We start from the raw sequence: 19,676 nt of genomic DNA on the forward strand, positions 1-19,676 counted from the left end.
GGTTCTATTTATATAATATAAAAATATTTTGACATTTTGCAGTAGTTTATGTGTATAATATTTTTTGGTACAAGTATTTACTCCTTTAATATTAAAATAAGGTGAGGTGATTTATTTTAGTATGGCTAGCGTAAAGAAAAAAAGTTCAAATAAAACTAATAGGAAGAAAAAGCAAGGCCAAATTAAAGTTACAGAAGAAATATATGCTTTAATAGCAATTTGTGCTTCTTTAATTGTTATGTTTAGCTTATATACAGATAAAGCAGGATATTTAAGTGTTATATCAAGAACTATATTAATAGGTTTTTTTGGAATAGGAGCATTTTTTATACCTATTTACATAATATATTTATGTGTAACACTTATTTTATTTAAAAAGGAAGTGCTTTTTTCAAGAGTTGGATTAGGCATAACTATAGCACTTATAACAACTATTTTGCTTATACAAACTATAAATATAAATGACTATTATGTTCAAGGAAACTTATGGGAATCTATAAAGGACATATGGACATCTAAAAGTCATTGGCATGGAGGATTAATAGGATTTATAACTGTATTACCTTTATATAAATTAATAGGAAAAGTTGGGCTTTATATAGTATTTATAACTTTATATATAATAGCCTCTATGCTTATTTTTGATTATAACTTAGCTTCTTTAAAAGGAGTTTTTGGAGGATTTAAGGACAAGGCCTCTAAGGTTAAGTTTACAGATAAAAATTATGAAAAAGATGATTATATAAGTTTAAAGAAGAGAGATTCCTCAAAAGGAAATAAGGATTTGGAATCTAAAGGAAATTTTGAAGAACAAAGTAAAGTTAAAATTTTAGATTTTATGAAAAACTCCTCTTTAAGTAATATTGATGATACTATAGAGGAGAACAATTTAGATAACAAAGAAAATGTAAGCAAGTTAAAAAAAGATTGCAAAAAGCCTAGAGAATTAGACATAGATAATACTATAATAGAACAAAGAGGCTTTGCTTCTCAAAAATCAAAAGAGGAAAATAAAAGTAAAGAAGTATATACTAATGACAAAAAAGATGAAAAAATATTTAATACTTATATTATGCCAAAAGCAGATCTTTTAAATATACAGGAACATGAATTAGACAAGGATGATAAAAAAGCTTTATTAGCAAATGCAGCTAAACTTGAAGAAACACTTATGAGTTTTGGTGTAGAGGCTAAAATACTTCAAGTAACAAAGGGACCTTCTGTTACTAGATTTGAACTTCAACCTAAGGCGGGAATAAAGGTAAGTAAAATTGTAAACTTATCAGATGATATAGCCTTAGGATTAGCAGCTAAAGGGGTTAGGATAGAAGCACCTATTCCAGGAAAGGCTGCAATAGGAATAGAGGTTCCAAATAAAGAGCAGACTCCCGTTTTCTTTAGAGAAATAGTAGAATCTAAAGAGTTTTTAAACAATAAATTTAAGGTAGCTTGTGCTTTAGGAAAAGATATAACAGGAAAGGCAGTAGTTACAGATTTAACTAAGATGCCTCATGTTCTTATTGCAGGTGCTACAGGTTCAGGAAAAAGTGTTTGCATAAATACTTTAATAGTTAGTATTTTATATAAATATTCTCCAGAGGATGTTAAGCTTTTAATGGTTGACCCAAAGGTTGTTGAATTAAATGTTTATAATGGCATTCCTCATTTATTAATTCCTGTAGTTACAGAACCTAAAAAAGCAGCTGCTGCTTTAAATTGGGCTGTTAATGAAATGACTAGAAGATATAAACTTTTTGCTGATAATGGAGTTAGAAATATAGAATCTTATAATTCTTTATTTAATAAGGGAGAAGTAGAGGAGAAGCTTCCTTATATAGTAATAATAGTAGATGAGCTTGCAGACCTTATGATGGCTTGCCCTCATGATGTAGAAGATTATATATGTAGACTTGCTCAAATGGCTAGAGCTGCAGGAATGCATTTAGTAATAGCAACGCAAAGACCTTCTGTAGATGTAATAACAGGAGTTATTAAAGCTAATATACCATCTAGAATATCTTTTGCAGTTTCAAGTCAGATAGATTCTAGGACAATTTTAGATTCAGCAGGAGCAGAGAAACTTTTAGGAAGAGGGGATATGTTATTTTATCCTGTAGGAGAAGCTAAACCTCAAAGGGTTCAAGGAGCTTTTATTTCAGAAGAAGAGGTCGAACATGTGGTATCTTTTATAAAGGAATCTAGAAAGGATACTAAATATGAAGATGAAATACTAGAACATATAAATTCAGTAGCTATTTCTTCAGAAGGAAATTCTGAAGGAGATAGAGATGAACTTTTAGATGAAGCTATAGATATTGTAGTAGAAAGTGGTCAAGCATCTGCATCTTATTTACAAAGAAGATTAAGAATAGGATTTAACAGAGCGGCAAGAATAATAGAAGAATTAGAAGAATGTGGTGTTATTTCTAGAAGAGATGGAAGTAAACCAAGACAAGTTCTTATTAGTAAGGATGAAATAGAAAATATTAAATAAAAACTTGTTTAATTTAAAAAAGAGTTTTAAAATAAAAGATATATATTTAAACGTAGGAGGAAGTAGATTTGGCAAAATATAAGGTAGGAATGGTGAGTTTAGGTTGTGACAAAAATAGGGTTGACTCAGAGATAATGCTTGGCATGGTACAAAATGAGTATGAACTTACTAATAATCCAAAGGAAGCAGATATAATAATAGTAAACACTTGCGGATTTATAGAAAAAGCTAAACAAGAATCCATAAACACAATATTAGATATGGCAAAATATAAAACAAGTCATAACTGTAAGTTACTTATAGCTACAGGATGCTTAACCCAAAGATATGGTGATGAATTATTAGAATTAATGCCTGAAATAGACATAATGTTAGGTGTTAATGATTATGCTAAAATAAATGAAGCCATAATGAACTTTATAAATGGAAATAAAGAAAAGATAAAAGCTATAAATTACAGTGATGTTTCAATTAATGAGGGACTAAGACTTATAACAACAGATAAAGCTACTGCATATTTAAGAATTGCAGAAGGATGTGATAATTTCTGTACTTACTGCATTATTCCTAAAATTAGAGGGAAATTTAGAAGTAGAAATTTAGATAGCATAGTAGAAGAAGCACAAAGCTTAGCTAAATCAGGTGTGAAGGAACTTATTTTAATAGCACAAGATACAACTAATTATGGGGTAGACCTGTATGGTGAAAAGAGACTTCATATTGTTTTAAGAGAGTTATCTAAGATAGAAGGAATAGAATGGATAAGAGTTTTATATTGCTACCCTGAAGCTATATATGATGAGCTTATAAAAGAAATAGCAGTAAATGAGAAAGTGTGTAAATATTTAGATTTACCTATACAACATATTAGTAACAATGTTTTAAAGAGAATGGGTAGAAAAACTACAAAAGAAGAAATTATAGGAAAAATTGAAGATTTAAGAAAGCATATTCCTAACATAGTTTTAAGAACTTCCTTAATTGTTGGGTTCCCAGGAGAAACTTGTGAGGACTTTGAAGAATTAAAATCCTTTATAAAAACATATAAATTAGACAAGGTTGGAGTATTTACTTATTCAAGGGAAGAAGGAACACCAGCTTCTATAATGGAAAATCAAATTGATGAAGAAGTTAAGAGAGAAAGAGAAGAAGAAATAATGCTACTTCAAAAGGAAGTATCAGAAGAAATCAATAAAAATAAAGTAGGTAGAGAATATAAAGTTCTTATTGAAAAATTTAATGGAGAATACTATATAGGAAGAAGCTATGAAATGGCTCCAGATATAGATGGTTATATTTATGTAAAAGGAAATGGAGCTAAAAAGGATCAGTTTTGTAAAGTTAAAATTGAAAAAGCATTAGAATATGATTTAATAGGAGTTGTATGCAATGAATCTTGCAAATAAATTAACTTTAATTAGGATAATTTTAGTTCCCATATTCTTAGTATTTATAGCTTCCCAAAACTTGCCTTATAGTAGTATAATAGCAACACTTATATTCATAGTAGCATCTGTTACAGACCAGTTAGATGGATATATTGCAAGATCTAGAAATCAAGTTACTAACTTTGGTAAGTTTATGGACCCTTTAGCAGATAAGTTATTAGTTACATCAGCACTTATCTCTTTAGTTGAATTACAATTAGTTCCTGCATGGGCTGCAATTATAATAATAGCTAGAGAATTTGCTGTATCAGGATTAAGAACTATAGCTGCTTCAGAAGGAATAGTTATAGCTGCTAGTTGGTGGGGAAAAATAAAAACTGTAATACAAATAATAGCTATAGTGCTTTTATTATTACAAGTAAATATAATAAATTCACCAGGAATTATGGACTTAGTTGCTGGAAGTAGCTTTTTAAGAAACTTCTTTACTTATGTTCCTAATATATTCTTATATTTAGCTGTTATAATAACAATAATTTCTGGAGTAGATTACTTTAGAAAAAATAAAAATGTTATAAATACCTATAGATAAGGGTTTAAAACTTGAAAAATAGTCAATTATTAAGACATGAGGTTCTTTTAGGACTTCATGTTTATATTGACTTTTTTTTTGTTTATATTATAATAATAGTAGAACTTATGTTCGGTTATTCAAGGAGGTTAAGTATGGCAAATATAGATAAAGATAAATTAAAAGCTATTGAAATGGCTATGGGGCAAATAGAAAAACAATTTGGAAAAGGTTCTGTAATGAAACTTGGAGAGCAAGGTTCTCCTCAAATGGATGCAGTATCTACAGGTTGTTTAGACCTTGATATAGCTTTAGGAATTGGTGGAGTACCAAGAGGAAGAATAATTGAGATATATGGTCCTGAAAGTTCAGGTAAAACAACAGTTGCTCTACATGTAGTTGCAGAAGCTCAAAAATTAGGTGGAGCAGCAGCTTATATAGATGCAGAGCATGCTTTAGACCCAGTTTATGCAAAAAGATTAGGTGTTAATATAGATGATTTAGTTGTTTCACAACCAGATACAGGAGAACAGGCTTTAGAGATTACAGAGGCTTTAGTTAGATCAGGAGCTATAGATGTTTTAGTTGTAGACTCTGTTGCAGCTTTAGTTCCAAGAGCGGAAATAGAAGGAGAAATGGGTGATTCTCATGTGGGACTTCAAGCTAGATTAATGTCACAGGCTTTAAGAAAATTAACAGGTACAATAAATAAATCTAACTGTGTAGTAATATTTATTAACCAGTTAAGAGAAAAGGTTGGAATAATGTTTGGTAATCCAGAAACTACTCCAGGAGGTAGAGCATTGAAATTCTATTCTTCAATTAGAATGGATATAAGAAGAATAGATTCAATAAAGCAAGGTGATGGAATAACTGGTAATAGAACAAGAGTTAAAATAGTTAAAAATAAAGTTGCACCTCCTTTTAAACAAGCTGAATTTGATATAATGTATAATGAAGGAATATCAAAAGAAGGTAATATAGTTGATGTTGGAGTAAAGGAAAATATAGTGCAAAAAAGTGGAGCTTGGTTCTCTTATGGAGATATAAGATTAGGACAAGGAAGAGAAAATGCTAAGCAGTACTTAAAAGATAATCCAGCCGTTGCTTTAGATATAGAAAATCAAATAAGAGAGAAATATTCTCTTCCTTTAGCAAAAGCTATTGAAGTTTCAGAGGAAAAGGAAGAAAAGGAAGAATAAAAAGATAAGGTTTCCTTATCTTTTTTTTATTAAAATTTTATCAGTTGATAGAATAAAAAAGCTTTAAAATCTATAAATTTAACAGACAAAGTACTTAAAAAAGCTTTCATTACCCTTTTACATAAAGAATAATATAAGCTTTTTAGCATATAATATAGGCAAGGGGTAATCTTGACATAAGTTTAAAATTACTATACAATAATAACAAATACTGGTTTATCATATTCAAAAAAATTACAGTGAGAATAGTATGACACCTTTCTACGCGAAGTGTTTTTATAGAGAGAATAAGCGAGGAGGTGTTTATATGATAGTAGGAATACTTATAGGAATAATAATATTAGGGGTAGTAGGGTTTATTCAATACACTCTTATACAGAAAGCTTCACAAAATAGGGTGGAAAGCTTAGAAAAAGAAGCAAACTTAACACTTGAGGAGGCTAAAAGAGCAGCTGAATCAATGAAAAAAGAAGCCATATTAGAAGCTAAAGAAGAGGTGCACAAATTAAGGGCAGATCTTGATAAAGAAACTCGTGATAGAAGAAACGAGATTCAAAGATTTGAAAGAAGACTTATACAAAGAGAAGAATCTTTAGATAAAAAAGGTGAAATGCTTGAAAAAAGAGAAGATAGCATAAATAAAAAGTCTATAGAAATTCAAGACCTTGAAGAACGTGTACAAAGTTTATACGGAGAACAAAGATCAGAACTTGAAAGGATTTCTAATCTTTCAAGTGAAGAGGCAAGAACATTATTATTAGATGAAGTAAAAAGAGAAATAAAACATGAATCAGCTATGCTGATTAAAGAACTTGAAACTAAAGCCAAAGAAGAAGCTGATAAAAAATCAAGAGAAATAATTACTACTGCTATTCAAAGATGTGCAGCAGACCATGTTTCTGAAACAACAGTACATGTTGTTGCCTTACCTAACGATGAGATGAAAGGAAGAATCATCGGAAGAGAAGGTAGAAATATAAGAACTTTAGAAACATTAACAGGGGTTGATTTAATAATAGATGATACTCCAGAGGCTGTTATTCTTTCAAGCTTCGATCCAATTAGAAGAGAAGTTGCAAGAATAGCTTTAGAGAAATTAATTGTAGATGGAAGAATTCATCCAGCTAGAATTGAAGAAATGGTAGAAAGAGCTATTAAAGATGTGGAAAATGACATTAAGGAAGAAGGAGAACAAGCAACCTTTGAAACTGGTGTTCATGGATTACATCCTGAAATAATTAAGCTTCTAGGAAGACTAAAGTATAGAACAAGTTATGGTCAAAATGTTTTAAAACATTCAATAGAGGTTTCATATTTAGCTGGTTTAATGGCATCTGAATTAGGTTTAGATGTAAATTTAGCTAGAAGAGCAGGCCTTTTACATGATATAGGTAAAGGTGTTGACCAAGAATATGAAGGTCCTCATGCAGTTATAGGTGGAGAACTTGCAAAGAAATATCATGAATCACCAGCTGTTGTAAATGCAATTGCAGCACATCATGGTGACGTGGAAATGCAAACTCTTGAGGCAGTACTTGTTCAAGCAGCAGATGCTATATCAGCAGCTAGACCTGGTGCAAGAAGAGAAACTTTAGAAGCTTATATTAAGAGATTAGAAAAATTAGAAGAAATAGCTACTTCATATGAAGGTGTAGAAAAGTCATATGCCATTCAAGCTGGAAGAGAAATTAGAATTATGGTTAAACCAGATCAAGTTGACGATGCAGGGGCAATTGAGATGGCGAGAAATATTGTTAAGAATATAGAAGAGCAATTAGAGTATCCAGGTCAAATCAAGATAAATGTAATTAGAGAAACTCGTGCAGTTGACTATGCTAAATAAATGAATATATAAAATACATTTTGTTTACAAAATGTATTTTTTTAATTAACTCCACTAAATTTTTAGTGGAGTTTTGTTATTTAAATTTAAATTTTAAAAATATTTTATAGATTTTAGAAGGAATTAATAGAAGTATATAGAATATTTATACTTAAAGGAAAACGTTAACTATAAATGTAAACGTATCCTAAAAAGGTCTAGGAGGTTTATATAATGGAAGTATTAAAGGTATCAACTAAATCAAATCCTAATTCAGTAGCAGGAGCACTAGCAGCTATAATAAAAGAAAGAAACACTGTAGAGATACAAGCTGTAGGAGCTGGAGCTATAAATCAAGCTGTTAAGGCTATAGCTATAGCTAGAGGATTTGTTGCACCAAGTGGTAAGGACATAGTTTGTATCCCAGCATTTACAGACATCGAAATTGATGGAGAAGAAAGAACAGCTATAAAGCTTATAATACAGCCAAGATAAAGTTTAGTTAAATTCTAAATTTGGTAAATAAATAAAAACTGCTATGGTTAATTCTGTAGCAGTTTTTTTATTTGTTTACTTTAAATAATAAAAATGATATATTTTAAACGTAATAAAATTTCAAGCAGTAAAGAGGGGATTAGATGATATTATCTAGAAAAGCAGAAAATATAGGGGCATCTTTAACTTTAGCATTAACAGCTAAAGCTGGAGAGTTAAAAAAACAAGGTATAGATGTTGTAAGTTTTGGTGTAGGAGAACCTGATTTTAATACACCTAAAAATATAATAGAAGCTGCCATTAATGCTATGAATAATGGTAAAACAAAATATACAGCAACTTCAGGAATAGTAGAGTTAAAAGAGGCTATAGCAAAGAAGTTAAAAGAAGATAATAATTTAACTTATAGCAATAAGAATATAATTGTTTCAACAGGGGCTAAACAGTCTTTAGCTAATTTATTTATGGCTATTTTAAATCCAGGTGATGAAGTAATAATACCAGTACCTTATTGGGTAAGCTATCCTGAATTAGTTAAATTAAGCGATGGAGTACCTGTTTTTATAGAAACTAAAAAAGGAAATGATTTTAAGGTTACTTATAAGGAATTAAATTCTGTATTAACTAATAAAACTAAGGCTATTGTAATAAATTCTCCAAATAATCCAACAGGAACAGTATATTCAAAAAGGGATTTAGAAGAGATTGCAAAATTTGCTAAAGAAAATAATCTTATAATAATTTCTGATGAAATATATGAAAAACTTATATATGGAAAAGAAAAACATATAAGTATTGCTTCTTTAAGTGAAGATGCTTTTAAAAGAACAGTAGTTATTAATGGATTTTCTAAAGCTTATGCTATGACAGGATGGAGAATAGGGTATGCAGCAAGTTATAATGAAGAACTTATAAAAGTTATGAATAATGTTCAAAGTCATATGACTTCAAATACAAATAGTATAGCTCAGTTTGCAGCTTTAGAAGCTTTAATGGGAGAACAAGAAACCTTAAATAATATGGTTAGAGAATTTGCTTCAAGAAGAGACCTTATGATTAAACTTATAAATGAAATTGATGAACTTGATTTTATAGAACCAAAGGGAGCTTTTTATGTTATGATAGATATATCTAAGGTGATAAAAAAGGCTACTTTACAAGGTTCTATGGAGTTTGCAAATTTATTACTAAAAGAGGAAAATGTTGTTGTAATACCAGGGATAGCTTTTGGGGAAGATAATTTTATAAGATTATCTTATGCAACATCTAAGGAAGAAATAGAAAAAGGCCTAAAAAGAATAAAAAATTTCGTAAATAAACTTAATAATGAAAATTAATCTTTATTTAAGTTGTTGAAATTTTCTAAAAAAATGAGTATAATTAAGAAGTTAGTAGTGTTAATTAACAAATAAAAGTAAAGAGGTGTTTATAATGGTAACTAAAGAAGTTATAGTTAAAAATTCAACAGGATTACATGCTAGACCAGCAACTTTACTAGTAAAAAAAGCTTCAGCTTTCAAATCTGACATAAGCTTAGAGTATAATGGAAAGAAAGCTAATGTTAAAAGCTTAATCGGAGTTTTATCATTAGGAGTTTCTAAAGATGCTAATGTTAAGGTTATCGCAAGTGGTGATGATGAAGCTTTAGCAGCTGAAGAAATAGCTAAGTTAATTGAAAATTTAGAAGAGTAATCTTCGTAAAAGGATTCCTAGGGGAATCCTTTTATTTTTTAATAATTTTTATGTTTTTGTCAAAAACTATATTTAATATACGTATATTAAGTAAAAAAATATGCTGTTTTCAAAGAAAATATGGTAAAAACACGAATAATACATAAAAAAAGGATAAATTTATTTATAATAAATTTATCTTATGATATAATAAATTTAAATTAGCAGTTCTACTTTAGGAGGGGAAAAAGTGAAAAATTTATATAGCACACCATTAAATTCAAGATATGCATCAAAAGAAATGTCCTATATTTTCTCTGATGATATGAAATTTTCAACATGGAGAAAATTATGGGTTGCTCTTGCAGAGGGTGAAAAAGAATTAGGATTAAATATAACAGATGAGCAAATAAAAGAGCTTAAAAGTCATATTTCAGATATAAATTATGAAGAAGCCATAAAAAAAGAAAAAGAAGTTAGACATGATGTTATGAGTCATGTTTATGCTTATGGTCTTCAATGTCCTAAGGCAAAAGGAATAATACATTTAGGCGCTACAAGTTGTTATGTTGGAGATAATACTGATGTAATAATAATGAGAGATGCCTTATTACTAATAAAGAAAAAAATAGTTGCAGTTTTAAATAACTTAAAAAACTTTGCTTTAAAATATAAAGATATGCCAACTTTAGGATTTACTCATTTTCAACCAGCACAGCTTACTACTGTAGGTAAGAGAGCTACCTTATGGATGCAAGATTTAGTTATGGATATTGAAAATATAGATTTTCTATTATCAACTTTAAAATTAAGAGGAGTAAAAGGAACTACAGGTACTCAAGCTAGTTTTATGAATCTTTTTGAAGGCGATGAAGAAAAGGTAAAGGCTTTAGATAAAATAGTTGCTGAAAAAATGGGATTTGAAAAAAGTTTTGGAGTTACAGGACAAACTTATCCAAGAAAATTAGACTCTATAATTTTAAATACATTATCAGAAGTGGCACAAAGTGCATATAAGTTCTCAAATGATTTAAGATTACTTCAAAGTATGAAAGAAGTAGAAGAACCTTTTGAAAAAAATCAAATTGGTTCCTCAGCTATGGCTTATAAGAGAAATCCTATGAGAAGTGAAAGAATGGGTGCCTTAGCTAGATATGTTATAGTAGATGCATTAAATCCTGCTATTACAGCTTCAACACAATGGTTTGAAAGAACTTTAGATGACTCAGCTAATAAGAGAATTGCAGTAGCTGAAGCTTTCCTAGCTTTAGATGGTGTTTTAAATCTTTATATAAATATTGCAGAGAATATGGTGCTTTATAATAAAGTTATTGAGGCACATGTAAATCAAGAATTACCTTTTATGGCGACTGAAAACATAATGATGGAATCAGTTAAAAAAGGTGGAGATAGACAAGAACTTCATGAAAGAATAAGAATTCATTCTATGGAAGCTTCTAAAAGAGTTAAGGGAGAAGGACTTAACAATGACTTAATAGAAAGAATAATAAAGGATCCTTCCTTTAATCTTTCAAAAGAGGAAATAATATCTATAATAGACCCAGTTAAATTTGTTGGTAGAGCACCAAGTCAGGTTACAGAGTTTATTGATGAATATGTAAATACTATACTAGAAAAAAATAAAGAAGCTACAAATTTAAGTAGTGATATAACAGTTTAATATAAAAAGAGTTATTTTAGAAGTTTCTAAAATAACTCTTTTTATTTGAATTTATTTTTTTTCTAGAAGATTTGTAAAATAATTTTTAGGTATATAACCTTTTTTAATTCCTTCTGTAACTATAAGATAAGTAGCTGCTGTATCAAATCTAGCATCATGATAATTGCCACTACCCATAAAATACTTATTTGCTGTTTCGCTTATTTTAGAATCACTTATATTTAAGAATTTAATTACCTCTTCAAGTTTAGGATTTTTATAATCTCCAGTAGGTCTTAAAATCTTACATATATCTTTATAATATTTCATAGTGCAAAATGTATTTTTAGGTTCAAATAGTTCTCCAAGACCTAAAAGTTCGTGTTTTAAAAACTTTATATCAAATTGAACATTATGTCCAATTAAAAAGTCAGCATCTGAAAAATCTTTAATAAAATCTAAATAGACATCTTCAAAATATAATCCATTGCTTAATTCATAAAGTTTTTCTAAGGAAAAACCATGAATTTTTTCTGCTTCTTCTTCCATTTCATCAACTGTAAAAAATATATTTTTTCCTACAGTTTTTTGTGGTTTAGTTGAAGTATCTACAAGTATATAGCTAAGTTGACATATACTGCCTGGTCTAACACTTGTAGTTTCTGTATCAAAAAAAAGTAACTTCATTTATTTAGGCCTCCTAATGTTTATTGAATATAAGAAAATAAAGTTTAAATTAAAATATATGTTCTTTAAAAATTTACACTTTATAAATTATAGAAATTTTGATTATAAAATATTAATATTTAAGAATTATATTGAGTATTCTTAAATATTAATATATAAACAAATGAAAATCAAGTTTGATTATTTATAGGTTTTATTATTCTAAAGGAGTGATTGTTTTGAAGAAAACTTATATATTAGACACTAACGTATTGCTATATTCACCAGGAGCTATATATTCCTTTGAAGATAATAATGTTATTATTCCTGAGGTGGTTTTAGAAGAATTAGATAATATAAAAAAAATGAACAATGATTTAGGGGCAAATGCAAGAAATGTTGCTAGAGAGTTAGATAAGTTAAGAAAAAGTGGTTCTTTAAGAGAAGGAGTTATTCTCCCTAAAGGAGGAAAACTTAAGGTTGTTACTAATTTTTATGATACTAAAATACCAGAAGCTTGGAATATAAGTAAAGCAGATAATAGAATAATACAAATCTGTAAATCTTTAAAGGAAAAAGGTGAAGATGTTTGTTTAATAACTAAGGATATTTTTGAGAGAATAAAGGCAGATACAGTAGGAATAAAGTCAGAAGATTTTTATGAAGTAGTAGTTCCAAAGGTTGAGGAGCAGTATAGTGGAAGAATTGAGGTTTATACAGGAGCTGATAATTTAAAAAACTTTTTTAAAAATAAGTTTATAGAAAAAAAAGAATTAAGTTTTTATGATGAAGATAATAAAACTTATATAGAGCCTAAATTAGAGATTAATCAATTTTTAATAATTCATTGTAATGACAATGATAAACAAACTGCTTTAGGAAGATTTGATGGAAAGGTTGTAAGACCATTACTTTATAAGGATAATAATAATATTATGGGAATAAGTCCAAGGAATGTAGGACAAAAATTTATGCTAGAGTGTTTAAGTATCGATGCAAAAAAAGCTCCGCTAGTTATTATAAAAGGCCCTGCAGGGACAGCAAAAACTTTATTTTCCTTAGCCGTTGGTTTGCAAAAAATTCTAGAAGAGGAGAATGGACAGTATAGAAGAATATTAGTTTGTAGGCCTAATGTTACTATGGATGAGGAAATTGGTTATTTACCAGGAACAGAGCAAGAAAAAATAGCACCCTTTATGAGGCCTATATATGATAATTTAGAAATATTAATAGATTCTGATGAAAATGAAAGATATTCTAATGAACGAGAATTAAATGATAAAATAGAAGAACTTTTTGAGAGAAAAATAATAACTACAGAAGCTGTTGCCTATTTAAGAGGAAGAAGTATAATAAAAAATTGGATTATAATAGATGAAGCTCAAAATTTAACACCAAAGCAAGTTAAGGCTATTATAACAAGAGCTGGTGAAGGTTCTAAGATAATATTAGTAGGGGACCCAGAGCAAATAGATCAAGCTTTCTTAGATTCAAGAAGTAATGGCCTTTGTTATGCCTCAGAGAGAATGAAAGGAAGTCATCTTTGTTATCAAGTTACATTAAAATATGATGAATGTGAAAGAAGTGAACTTGCTTATGAAGCGGCAAAAAGATTATAAGTTTTAAGGAAAAGGAGATTTCTTACTATAAATGCAGTTAAGAAATCTCTTTTTAAATATATAAAATTTTATGATAAAATGTATTAAAAGAAGGTTTAAATTAATAATTTATTAAGCTTAGTCTTATTACATAAGAATATTAAGAAAAATATGGTATAATTTTAAATACGAAATAAGGAGGTATTAAGATATGCAATTTTTATTAAATGTCTTTTTAAGCATTCCAGCAATATTAATAGCTTTTTCTGTTAAAGAATATACTCGTGCTAAAATGGCAGATAAGTTAGGAGATAAAACTCCAAGATTTAAGGGAGAATTAACATTAGACCCTTTTAAGCATGTAGATATTGTAGGGGCTGTAATGATGGCTGTCTTTGGATTTGGATGGAGTAAATCAGTAGAAATAAACAAGAATGCTTTTAAAAATCCAAGAAAGGATGCTTTAAAGGTAAATATAGCTGCTTGGCTTTCTAACTTAATTGTAGCTATAGTTTGTGCTATATTAATGGCATTATATTTAAAGTTTTTTGGTATAAGAGGAGATCTTTCTCAAATAATATTTTTAATATTACAGTATATTGTAATATTAAATGTAAACTTTTTTGTTTTTAACATTTTACCTCTTCCAGGATTAGATTGTTTTAGAATTTTAGAGGACCTTAAACCTAAATTATTTTATAAATTATCACAAGTTATATATCAGTACTACTATCCTATACTAATAATTGTAATACTTATAGGTAGATACGTAATGGTTATTCCAGCTAATTTAGTAATGTCTTTTGTATATTCTATAGGCGGATTATTCATGTAAAAATATTTTAGATTAGATAAAACTGAATTTTATTTAGTTTTATCTAATCTATTTTTTTATAAAGATAATTGAAATAAAATGTAAAAATATGGTAATATATAAAGGGGTGAGAATATGATAAGAATGTCTAAAAAAATAAAATTAATTTTAGCCTCTTTACTTATTATCTGTTCCGTTTTTGTAATAAATAATATTATAGGGAATAATGTTTTAAGCACAAGAGGAGCTACTTTAGAAGAAGATGAGGAAGTTTTTAAGGAAAGTGATAAAAAAGGATTTTTAAGTAGATTTTCAATAGGTAAGAAAGTTAATATAAGTGCTGTAGGAGATATAATTTTACAAGATGAGCAAATATGGTCAGCTCATAGTGAAGAAAATAATTCCTATGATTTTAATGATAACTTTAAGTATATAAAGAGTTTTTTAGAAGATAGTGATATAAGTTATGGAACTATTGAAGGAGTTTATGGAGGAGAAGAAATAGGTTATTTTGGATATCCAAAATATAATGGTCCAGATTCTATGATAGATGCCCTAAAAAATGCAGGTTTTAATATTTTAAATTTAGCTACAGACCATTCATTAGATCAAGGATATGAGGCTCTTAAAAATACTGAAAAAAAGATTAATAAAGAAATGACATCAATTGGAAATGATAAATATATAATAAAAAGTATAAAAGGAATAGATATAGCTTTTACCTCTTATACCTATGAGAGTAGGAAAGGAGAAATAAATGGAAATAAAATAGGAGAAGAAAGTACTTTAAATACTTTTTCATATGAAAATTTAGAAGAAGATTTAGAGAAAATGAAAACTTTAATTTATGATATGAAGGAAAATGGAGCTGACTTTATAGTTTTTGGAATGCATTGGGGAGTTGAATATAGTACAGAACCTAGTAAGTATCAAGTTGAAATTGCAAAGGAATTAAATAAATATGGAGTTAACTTAATTTTAGGAAGTAATCCTCATGTAGTTCAACCTATAGAAGAAATAGTAGGAGAAAAGGGTGAAAGGACATTAGTTGCCTATTCTTTAGGAAATTTTCTTTCTAATCAGAGAAAAGAAACTATGGGGGATAGTAGAACTGCTGATGGTATTTTATTAAATTTAACCTTAAAGAAAACAAGAAAAGGTGTTTTAATTGACGATTTAGAATATATACCAACTTGGGTTTATAAAATTCCAAGAGAAAATAAAAAATCTCATTATTATATATTGCCAGTAGAAGAAACTTTAAATAGTGAAGAAGGAAAAAAGTTAGGCAAGGAAACTTTAGAGGAATTAAATAGGTCTTTACAGTCAACAAGAAATATAATTGAAAATAAAGTATAAAATAAAAAAAGTTTATGGATTTTAAAGACCATAAACTTTTTTTATTTTAAGCTTTCTTAATTATTAATTCTTTATTATAAACCTCTTCAAAAGCTTTAGAACTTCTTTTTGCTTGACGAATTTCAAGTTCTAAATCATATTCAGAATGAAGTTTTAATGTTACATTGTCTTCATTTATAATAACATCAACATCTTTAACATGACCTGTTAAGCCTCTATCTAAGCCTTCAGAAATTTTTAGAATAACTCCTAAGTACTCCACGTGTTTTATATCTAACCTATTTATTATGGTTGAATATTTTGCAATTGGTGCTTGGAAAGAATTATTTCTATGATAAGCTGCACATAAAGCACTTAATAAAATCTCTTTGTGAGTTAAACCACTTATGTGAGAGTTTAATATTACATAAAATGAATGCACATGATGGTCATAGTATCTTATACTTATACCACAGTCATGAAGCAAAGAGGCTGTTTTTAATATGTTTTTAAATTCATCTCCTAAGTGATGAAGAGGTTTTAAGCCATCAAATAGAGTGAAGGCAAGTTTGCATACATTTTTAGCATGAGGAATATTTATATTTAATGTATCCATAATACCTTTTAAACTTACATCTAAAATATCATCATAAGTATGGAATTTATCTATTATATACTCATATATTAAGCCTTCTCTAAGACCTCTACCACAGATTATTACCTCATTAGTGTTTGTATAAGTTAAAATCTCTTTGATTAAATCAGTAGAAGCTACTATTACATCTGCCCTAGAGGGAGAAAGACCTTCTATTTTTTGCCTTTGACGTAGATTTTTGCTTTTTAAAAGATGAAACATTGCATCTACATCGTAGTCGTAAAGAACATAATTATGCACAATATCAATAGGGTATCTTTTTCTTCTTCTATCTATTTTACCAAGATTTCTAAAGGAACCTCCAACACCTATAACAGAATCAAAGGAATTATCTTTAAGCCAGTCTATTTCTTTTAAATGTTCTTTAATATAATCTACACATTTTGTGTTGTTTTCATAGGTAATCATGTCCTTTAGTTGGAATAAGGAAGATAAGGTTACATATCCAAAAGGAAGGGTAACTTCTTTATATATTTCATTATCCTTTAGCCAACAAAGATGAGTGTTATTTCCATTTATGTCTAAAAGAAGAGAGTTATCTATATAAAGAGAGTTTTTAGCTCCTAAAAAGTTATAGTGAATTTCTTCTTCATTAGATAAAATTCTAAGGTCTAGCCCTAATTCTCTTTTTATTATTCCTTTAAGGTCAATTTTTTCATCTAAGTCCTTTATGCTTTGGGAGCCTATAAGTACTATTTTTGAGGCACCACAAGATAAACACATAGATTTAAAAGCTTTTATAGATGAAATTGTAATTTTTATTTTTTCTTCATCTAATACAGAGCATGAAAAAAGGTCAGAACCTAATCTTATATGTTCTTTTAACTCATCAATTATTTTAAAGTATCCAGATCTTTCAACTTCAGCAAGAGTTAATCTTACAGAGTTTGAACCTATGTCTATTACTCCTATTCTATCCATTTCTTTTCCCCTCTACTTGTTTAAAATATAATTTGATTATAATATTGATACTATCTAATTTTAAAGAAGTTTTCAATGGAATTTAAAAAAATAAAAGAATTATTAATAATAAATATAATAGTATATTGACAGAATTTAAGATAAAATACTATAATAAGTTAAGAAAATATAATATATAAAGTCTGTGAAGAGAAGAGTAGTCTTTATGATTTCTTAAGCGAGTAAGGGTAGAGTGTAAGCCTTATAGAATAGTTTAGATGAAAAGAGCCTCTGAGATTGCATTTTAATAATTAAAAATTTGTTAAAATGTCGCTTTGCGTTAAATTATAAAGTGGGTTTTTAACCAATTAGAGTGGTACCGCGGATATATCCGTCTCTTTTTTATAAAGAGACGGTTTTTTTATATTGTAAATAAATTTATATTTTGGCAATAATGTCATTATAATATATGATTTTAAAGTTAGATAAAATAAGGAGGATAATTATGGATTACAAAAAGTTAGTTGCAGAAAGAATTAAAGAACATGTAGATTTAGATTTAGAAAACATAGAAAAACTTATAGAAATACCACCTAAACCAGAGATGGGTGATTTTGCTTTTCCTTGCTTTCAATTAGCAAAGGTTATGAGAAAAGCACCAAATATGATAGCTTCTGAATTAGCAGAAAAAATAAATAAGGAAGGCTTTGAAAAGGTAGAGTGTTTAGGGCCTTATTTAAACTTTTTTGTAGATAAAGTAGCTTTTTCAAAGGATATAATAAATAAAGTCTTAGAAGAGGGAGATAAATATGGTTCTTCTAAATTAGGAGAAGGAAAGAATGTTGTTGTTGAATATTCATCACCTAATATAGCTAAGCCATTCCATGTAGGGCATTTATTTACAACAGCTATAGGACATTCATTATATAGAATGTTAACTTTTGAAGGATATAATGCTATAAGAATAAATCACTTAGGAGATTGGGGAACTCAATTTGGTAAGTTAATTTCAGCTTATAAAAGATGGGGAAATGAAGAGGCTTTAGAAGAAGCACCAATAAATGAACTTTTAAGAATATATGTTAAATTCCACGAAGAAGCTGAAAAACACCCAGAGCTTGAGGATGAAGGAAGAATGTACTTTAAAAAGCTTGAAGATGGAGACGAAGAAGCAGTAGCTTTATGGGAAAGATTTAAAGAATTATCTTTAAAAGAGTTTAACAAAATATACGATATGTTAGGAGTAGATTTTGATTCTTGGGCTGGAGAGAGTTTTTACAATGATAAAATGGATGCTGTAGTAGAGGAATTAGAAGAAGCTAAAATACTAACAGAAAGTAATGGTGCTAAGGTTGTTATGTTAGATGATTATAATATGCCACCTTGTATAGTTGTTAAATCAGATGGAGCATCTATATATGCTACAAGAGACTTAGCAGCTGCTAGTTACAGACATAAAACATATAATTTTGATAAATGTATATATGTAGTTGGTAAAGACCAAATATTACACTTTAATCAAGTATTTAAAACTTTAGAATTAGCAGGAAAAGATTGGGCTAAAAACTGTGTTCATATTCCATTTGGATTAGTTAAATTTGCAGATAAAAAACTTTCAACAAGAAAGGGAAACGTAGTTTTACTTGAAGATTTATTAAATGAAGCTATAGAAAAAACTAGAGAAACTATAGAAGAGAAGAATCCTAATTTAGAAAATAAAGAGGAAGTTGCTAAGAAGATTGGTATAGGTGCTATATTATTTACTTACCTAAAGAACTCAAGAGAAAGAGATATAGTTTTTGATTGGAAAGAAATGCTAAGCTTTGATGGAGAAACAGGTCCATATGTTCAATATTCTTATGCAAGAGCTAAAAGTATATTAAGAAAAGCTAAAGAGCAAAACATAAAGGCAGAGCCAGATTTTACAAAGTTAACTTCAAAGGAAGAGTTTGAATTAGCTAAGACTTTAGATGGTTTACAAAAAGCTGTTCTTTTAGGAATAGATAAGTTAGAGCCTTCAGTTGTAACTAGATATTCTATAGAGGTAGCTAAGGCCTTTAATAAATTCTACAATAATCATACAGTTTTAAATGTAGAGGATGAAGGATTAAAGGCTGCAAGACTTGAACTTATAGCAGCTACTGCTCAAGTTATAAAAAATGCTTTATTCTTAATTGGAATAGATGTAGTTGAAAAAATGTAATTTAGTAATAAAAATAACCAATTCCATAAGAGGAATTGGTTATTTTTTTATTTTTTATTATTTTTTCTACTAGGGCAATTTCCTTTAGAAGCACAGCCACTACAGCCATTACATTGCCCACTAGAAGATTTTTTGAAGTTTTTATATAGTATAAATATAACAGCTAATATTATTAGAGCTGTAATAAAAATTTCCATTT

16 protein-coding genes and 1 other annotated feature are annotated in these 19,676 nt (G+C 28.4%); of the genes, 13 read left to right on the top strand and 3 right to left on the bottom strand.

Annotated features, from left to right (window positions below; translation table 11 throughout):
• The first annotated feature begins 121 nt into the window (after window positions 1-121).
• The 9 genes from AC4FQV_RS02660 to purB all read left to right on the top strand — a co-directional run bounded on the left by AC4FQV_RS02660 (window position 122) and on the right by purB (window position 11,324).
• Window positions 122-2,494 (top strand): FtsK/SpoIIIE family DNA translocase, encoded by a 2,373-nt coding sequence (locus AC4FQV_RS02660; protein ID WP_491164258.1) that lies wholly within the window; start codon window positions 122-124, stop codon window positions 2,492-2,494.
• Between the two features lie 68 nt (window positions 2,495-2,562).
• Window positions 2,563-3,900, top strand: a complete 1,338-nt coding sequence (rimO, locus tag AC4FQV_RS02665) for a 30S ribosomal protein S12 methylthiotransferase RimO (protein ID WP_491164260.1) — start codon at window positions 2,563-2,565, stop codon at window positions 3,898-3,900.
• Window positions 3,884-4,474 carry a CDP-diacylglycerol--glycerol-3-phosphate 3-phosphatidyltransferase gene (gene pgsA, locus AC4FQV_RS02670; protein ID WP_491139015.1) on the top strand — a complete coding sequence of 197 codons (591 nt, stop codon included), beginning with the start codon at window positions 3,884-3,886 and terminating at the stop codon, window positions 4,472-4,474. The genes rimO and pgsA overlap by 17 nt, the downstream gene beginning before the upstream one ends.
• A 134-nt stretch (window positions 4,475-4,608) precedes the next feature.
• Window positions 4,609-5,655 carry a recombinase RecA gene (gene recA / locus AC4FQV_RS02675; protein WP_491139014.1) on the top strand — a complete coding sequence of 349 codons (1,047 nt, stop codon included), beginning with the start codon at window positions 4,609-4,611 and terminating at the stop codon, window positions 5,653-5,655.
• A 307-nt stretch (window positions 5,656-5,962) separates the two neighbouring features.
• Window positions 5,963-7,498, top strand: a complete 1,536-nt coding sequence (gene rny / locus AC4FQV_RS02680; RefSeq protein ID WP_491139013.1) for a ribonuclease Y — start codon at window positions 5,963-5,965, stop codon at window positions 7,496-7,498.
• Window positions 7,499-7,711: 213 nt separating this feature from the next.
• The gene (locus AC4FQV_RS02685; protein ID WP_003459803.1) at window positions 7,712-7,972 is read left to right on the top strand and encodes a stage V sporulation protein S; all 261 of its coding nucleotides are present in this window, start codon (window positions 7,712-7,714) and stop codon (window positions 7,970-7,972) included.
• Between the two features lie 143 nt (window positions 7,973-8,115).
• Entirely contained in the window at window positions 8,116-9,309 is a 1,194-nt protein-coding gene (locus AC4FQV_RS02690) for a pyridoxal phosphate-dependent aminotransferase (RefSeq protein ID WP_491164263.1), read from the top strand.
• Window positions 9,310-9,403: 94 nt separating this feature from the next.
• A complete protein-coding gene (locus AC4FQV_RS02695; RefSeq protein WP_003459789.1) occupies window positions 9,404-9,664 on the top strand; it encodes an HPr family phosphocarrier protein in 261 nt (86 codons plus the stop codon).
• Between the two features lie 229 nt (window positions 9,665-9,893).
• Window positions 9,894-11,324, top strand: coding sequence for an adenylosuccinate lyase (gene purB, locus AC4FQV_RS02700; RefSeq protein WP_491164265.1), 1,431 nt, complete (start codon window positions 9,894-9,896; stop codon window positions 11,322-11,324).
• 51 nt (window positions 11,325-11,375) lie between these two features.
• Here the strand turns inward: purB and AC4FQV_RS02705 are convergent, their stop codons facing one another.
• Entirely contained in the window at window positions 11,376-11,990 is a 615-nt protein-coding gene (locus tag AC4FQV_RS02705; RefSeq protein WP_491164267.1) for a 3'-5' exonuclease, read from the bottom strand.
• A 218-nt stretch (window positions 11,991-12,208) separates the two neighbouring features.
• Here AC4FQV_RS02705 and AC4FQV_RS02710 point away from each other — a divergent pair, with 218 nt between their 5' ends.
• The 3 genes from AC4FQV_RS02710 to AC4FQV_RS02720 all read left to right on the top strand — a co-directional run bounded on the left by AC4FQV_RS02710 (window position 12,209) and on the right by AC4FQV_RS02720 (window position 15,740).
• On the top strand, window positions 12,209-13,588 hold the full coding sequence (locus tag AC4FQV_RS02710; RefSeq protein WP_491164269.1) for a PhoH family protein: 1,380 nt from the start codon (window positions 12,209-12,211) through the stop codon (window positions 13,586-13,588).
• A 190-nt stretch (window positions 13,589-13,778) separates the two neighbouring features.
• Window positions 13,779-14,402, top strand: coding sequence for a site-2 protease family protein (locus AC4FQV_RS02715; protein WP_491139008.1), 624 nt, complete (start codon window positions 13,779-13,781; stop codon window positions 14,400-14,402).
• 114 nt (window positions 14,403-14,516) lie between these two features.
• Window positions 14,517-15,740: a CapA family protein gene (locus tag AC4FQV_RS02720; RefSeq protein ID WP_491139007.1), complete on the top strand. Its 1,224-nt coding sequence runs from the start codon at window positions 14,517-14,519 to the stop codon at window positions 15,738-15,740.
• A 46-nt stretch (window positions 15,741-15,786) separates the two neighbouring features.
• Here the strand turns inward: AC4FQV_RS02720 and AC4FQV_RS02725 are convergent, their stop codons facing one another.
• Window positions 15,787-17,295, bottom strand: coding sequence for a Ppx/GppA phosphatase family protein (locus tag AC4FQV_RS02725; RefSeq protein ID WP_491164271.1), 1,509 nt, complete (start codon window positions 17,293-17,295; stop codon window positions 15,787-15,789).
• A gap of 175 nt (window positions 17,296-17,470) precedes the next feature.
• Window positions 17,471-17,676: a binding site (T-box leader), on the top strand.
• 103 nt (window positions 17,677-17,779) lie between these two features.
• On the opposite strand from AC4FQV_RS02725, the gene argS reads away from it, so the two are divergent.
• The gene (gene argS, locus AC4FQV_RS02730) at window positions 17,780-19,477 is read left to right on the top strand and encodes an arginine--tRNA ligase (protein WP_491139005.1); all 1,698 of its coding nucleotides are present in this window, start codon (window positions 17,780-17,782) and stop codon (window positions 19,475-19,477) included.
• Window positions 19,478-19,524: 47 nt separating this feature from the next.
• Here argS and AC4FQV_RS02735 read toward each other — a convergent pair whose 3' ends face one another.
• Window positions 19,525-19,674: a FeoB-associated Cys-rich membrane protein gene (locus tag AC4FQV_RS02735; protein WP_491139004.1), complete on the bottom strand. Its 150-nt coding sequence runs from the start codon at window positions 19,672-19,674 to the stop codon at window positions 19,525-19,527.
• Window positions 19,675-19,676: the final 2 nt, after the last annotated feature.

This window comes from Clostridium sp. TJA038 (assembly GCF_058310255.1).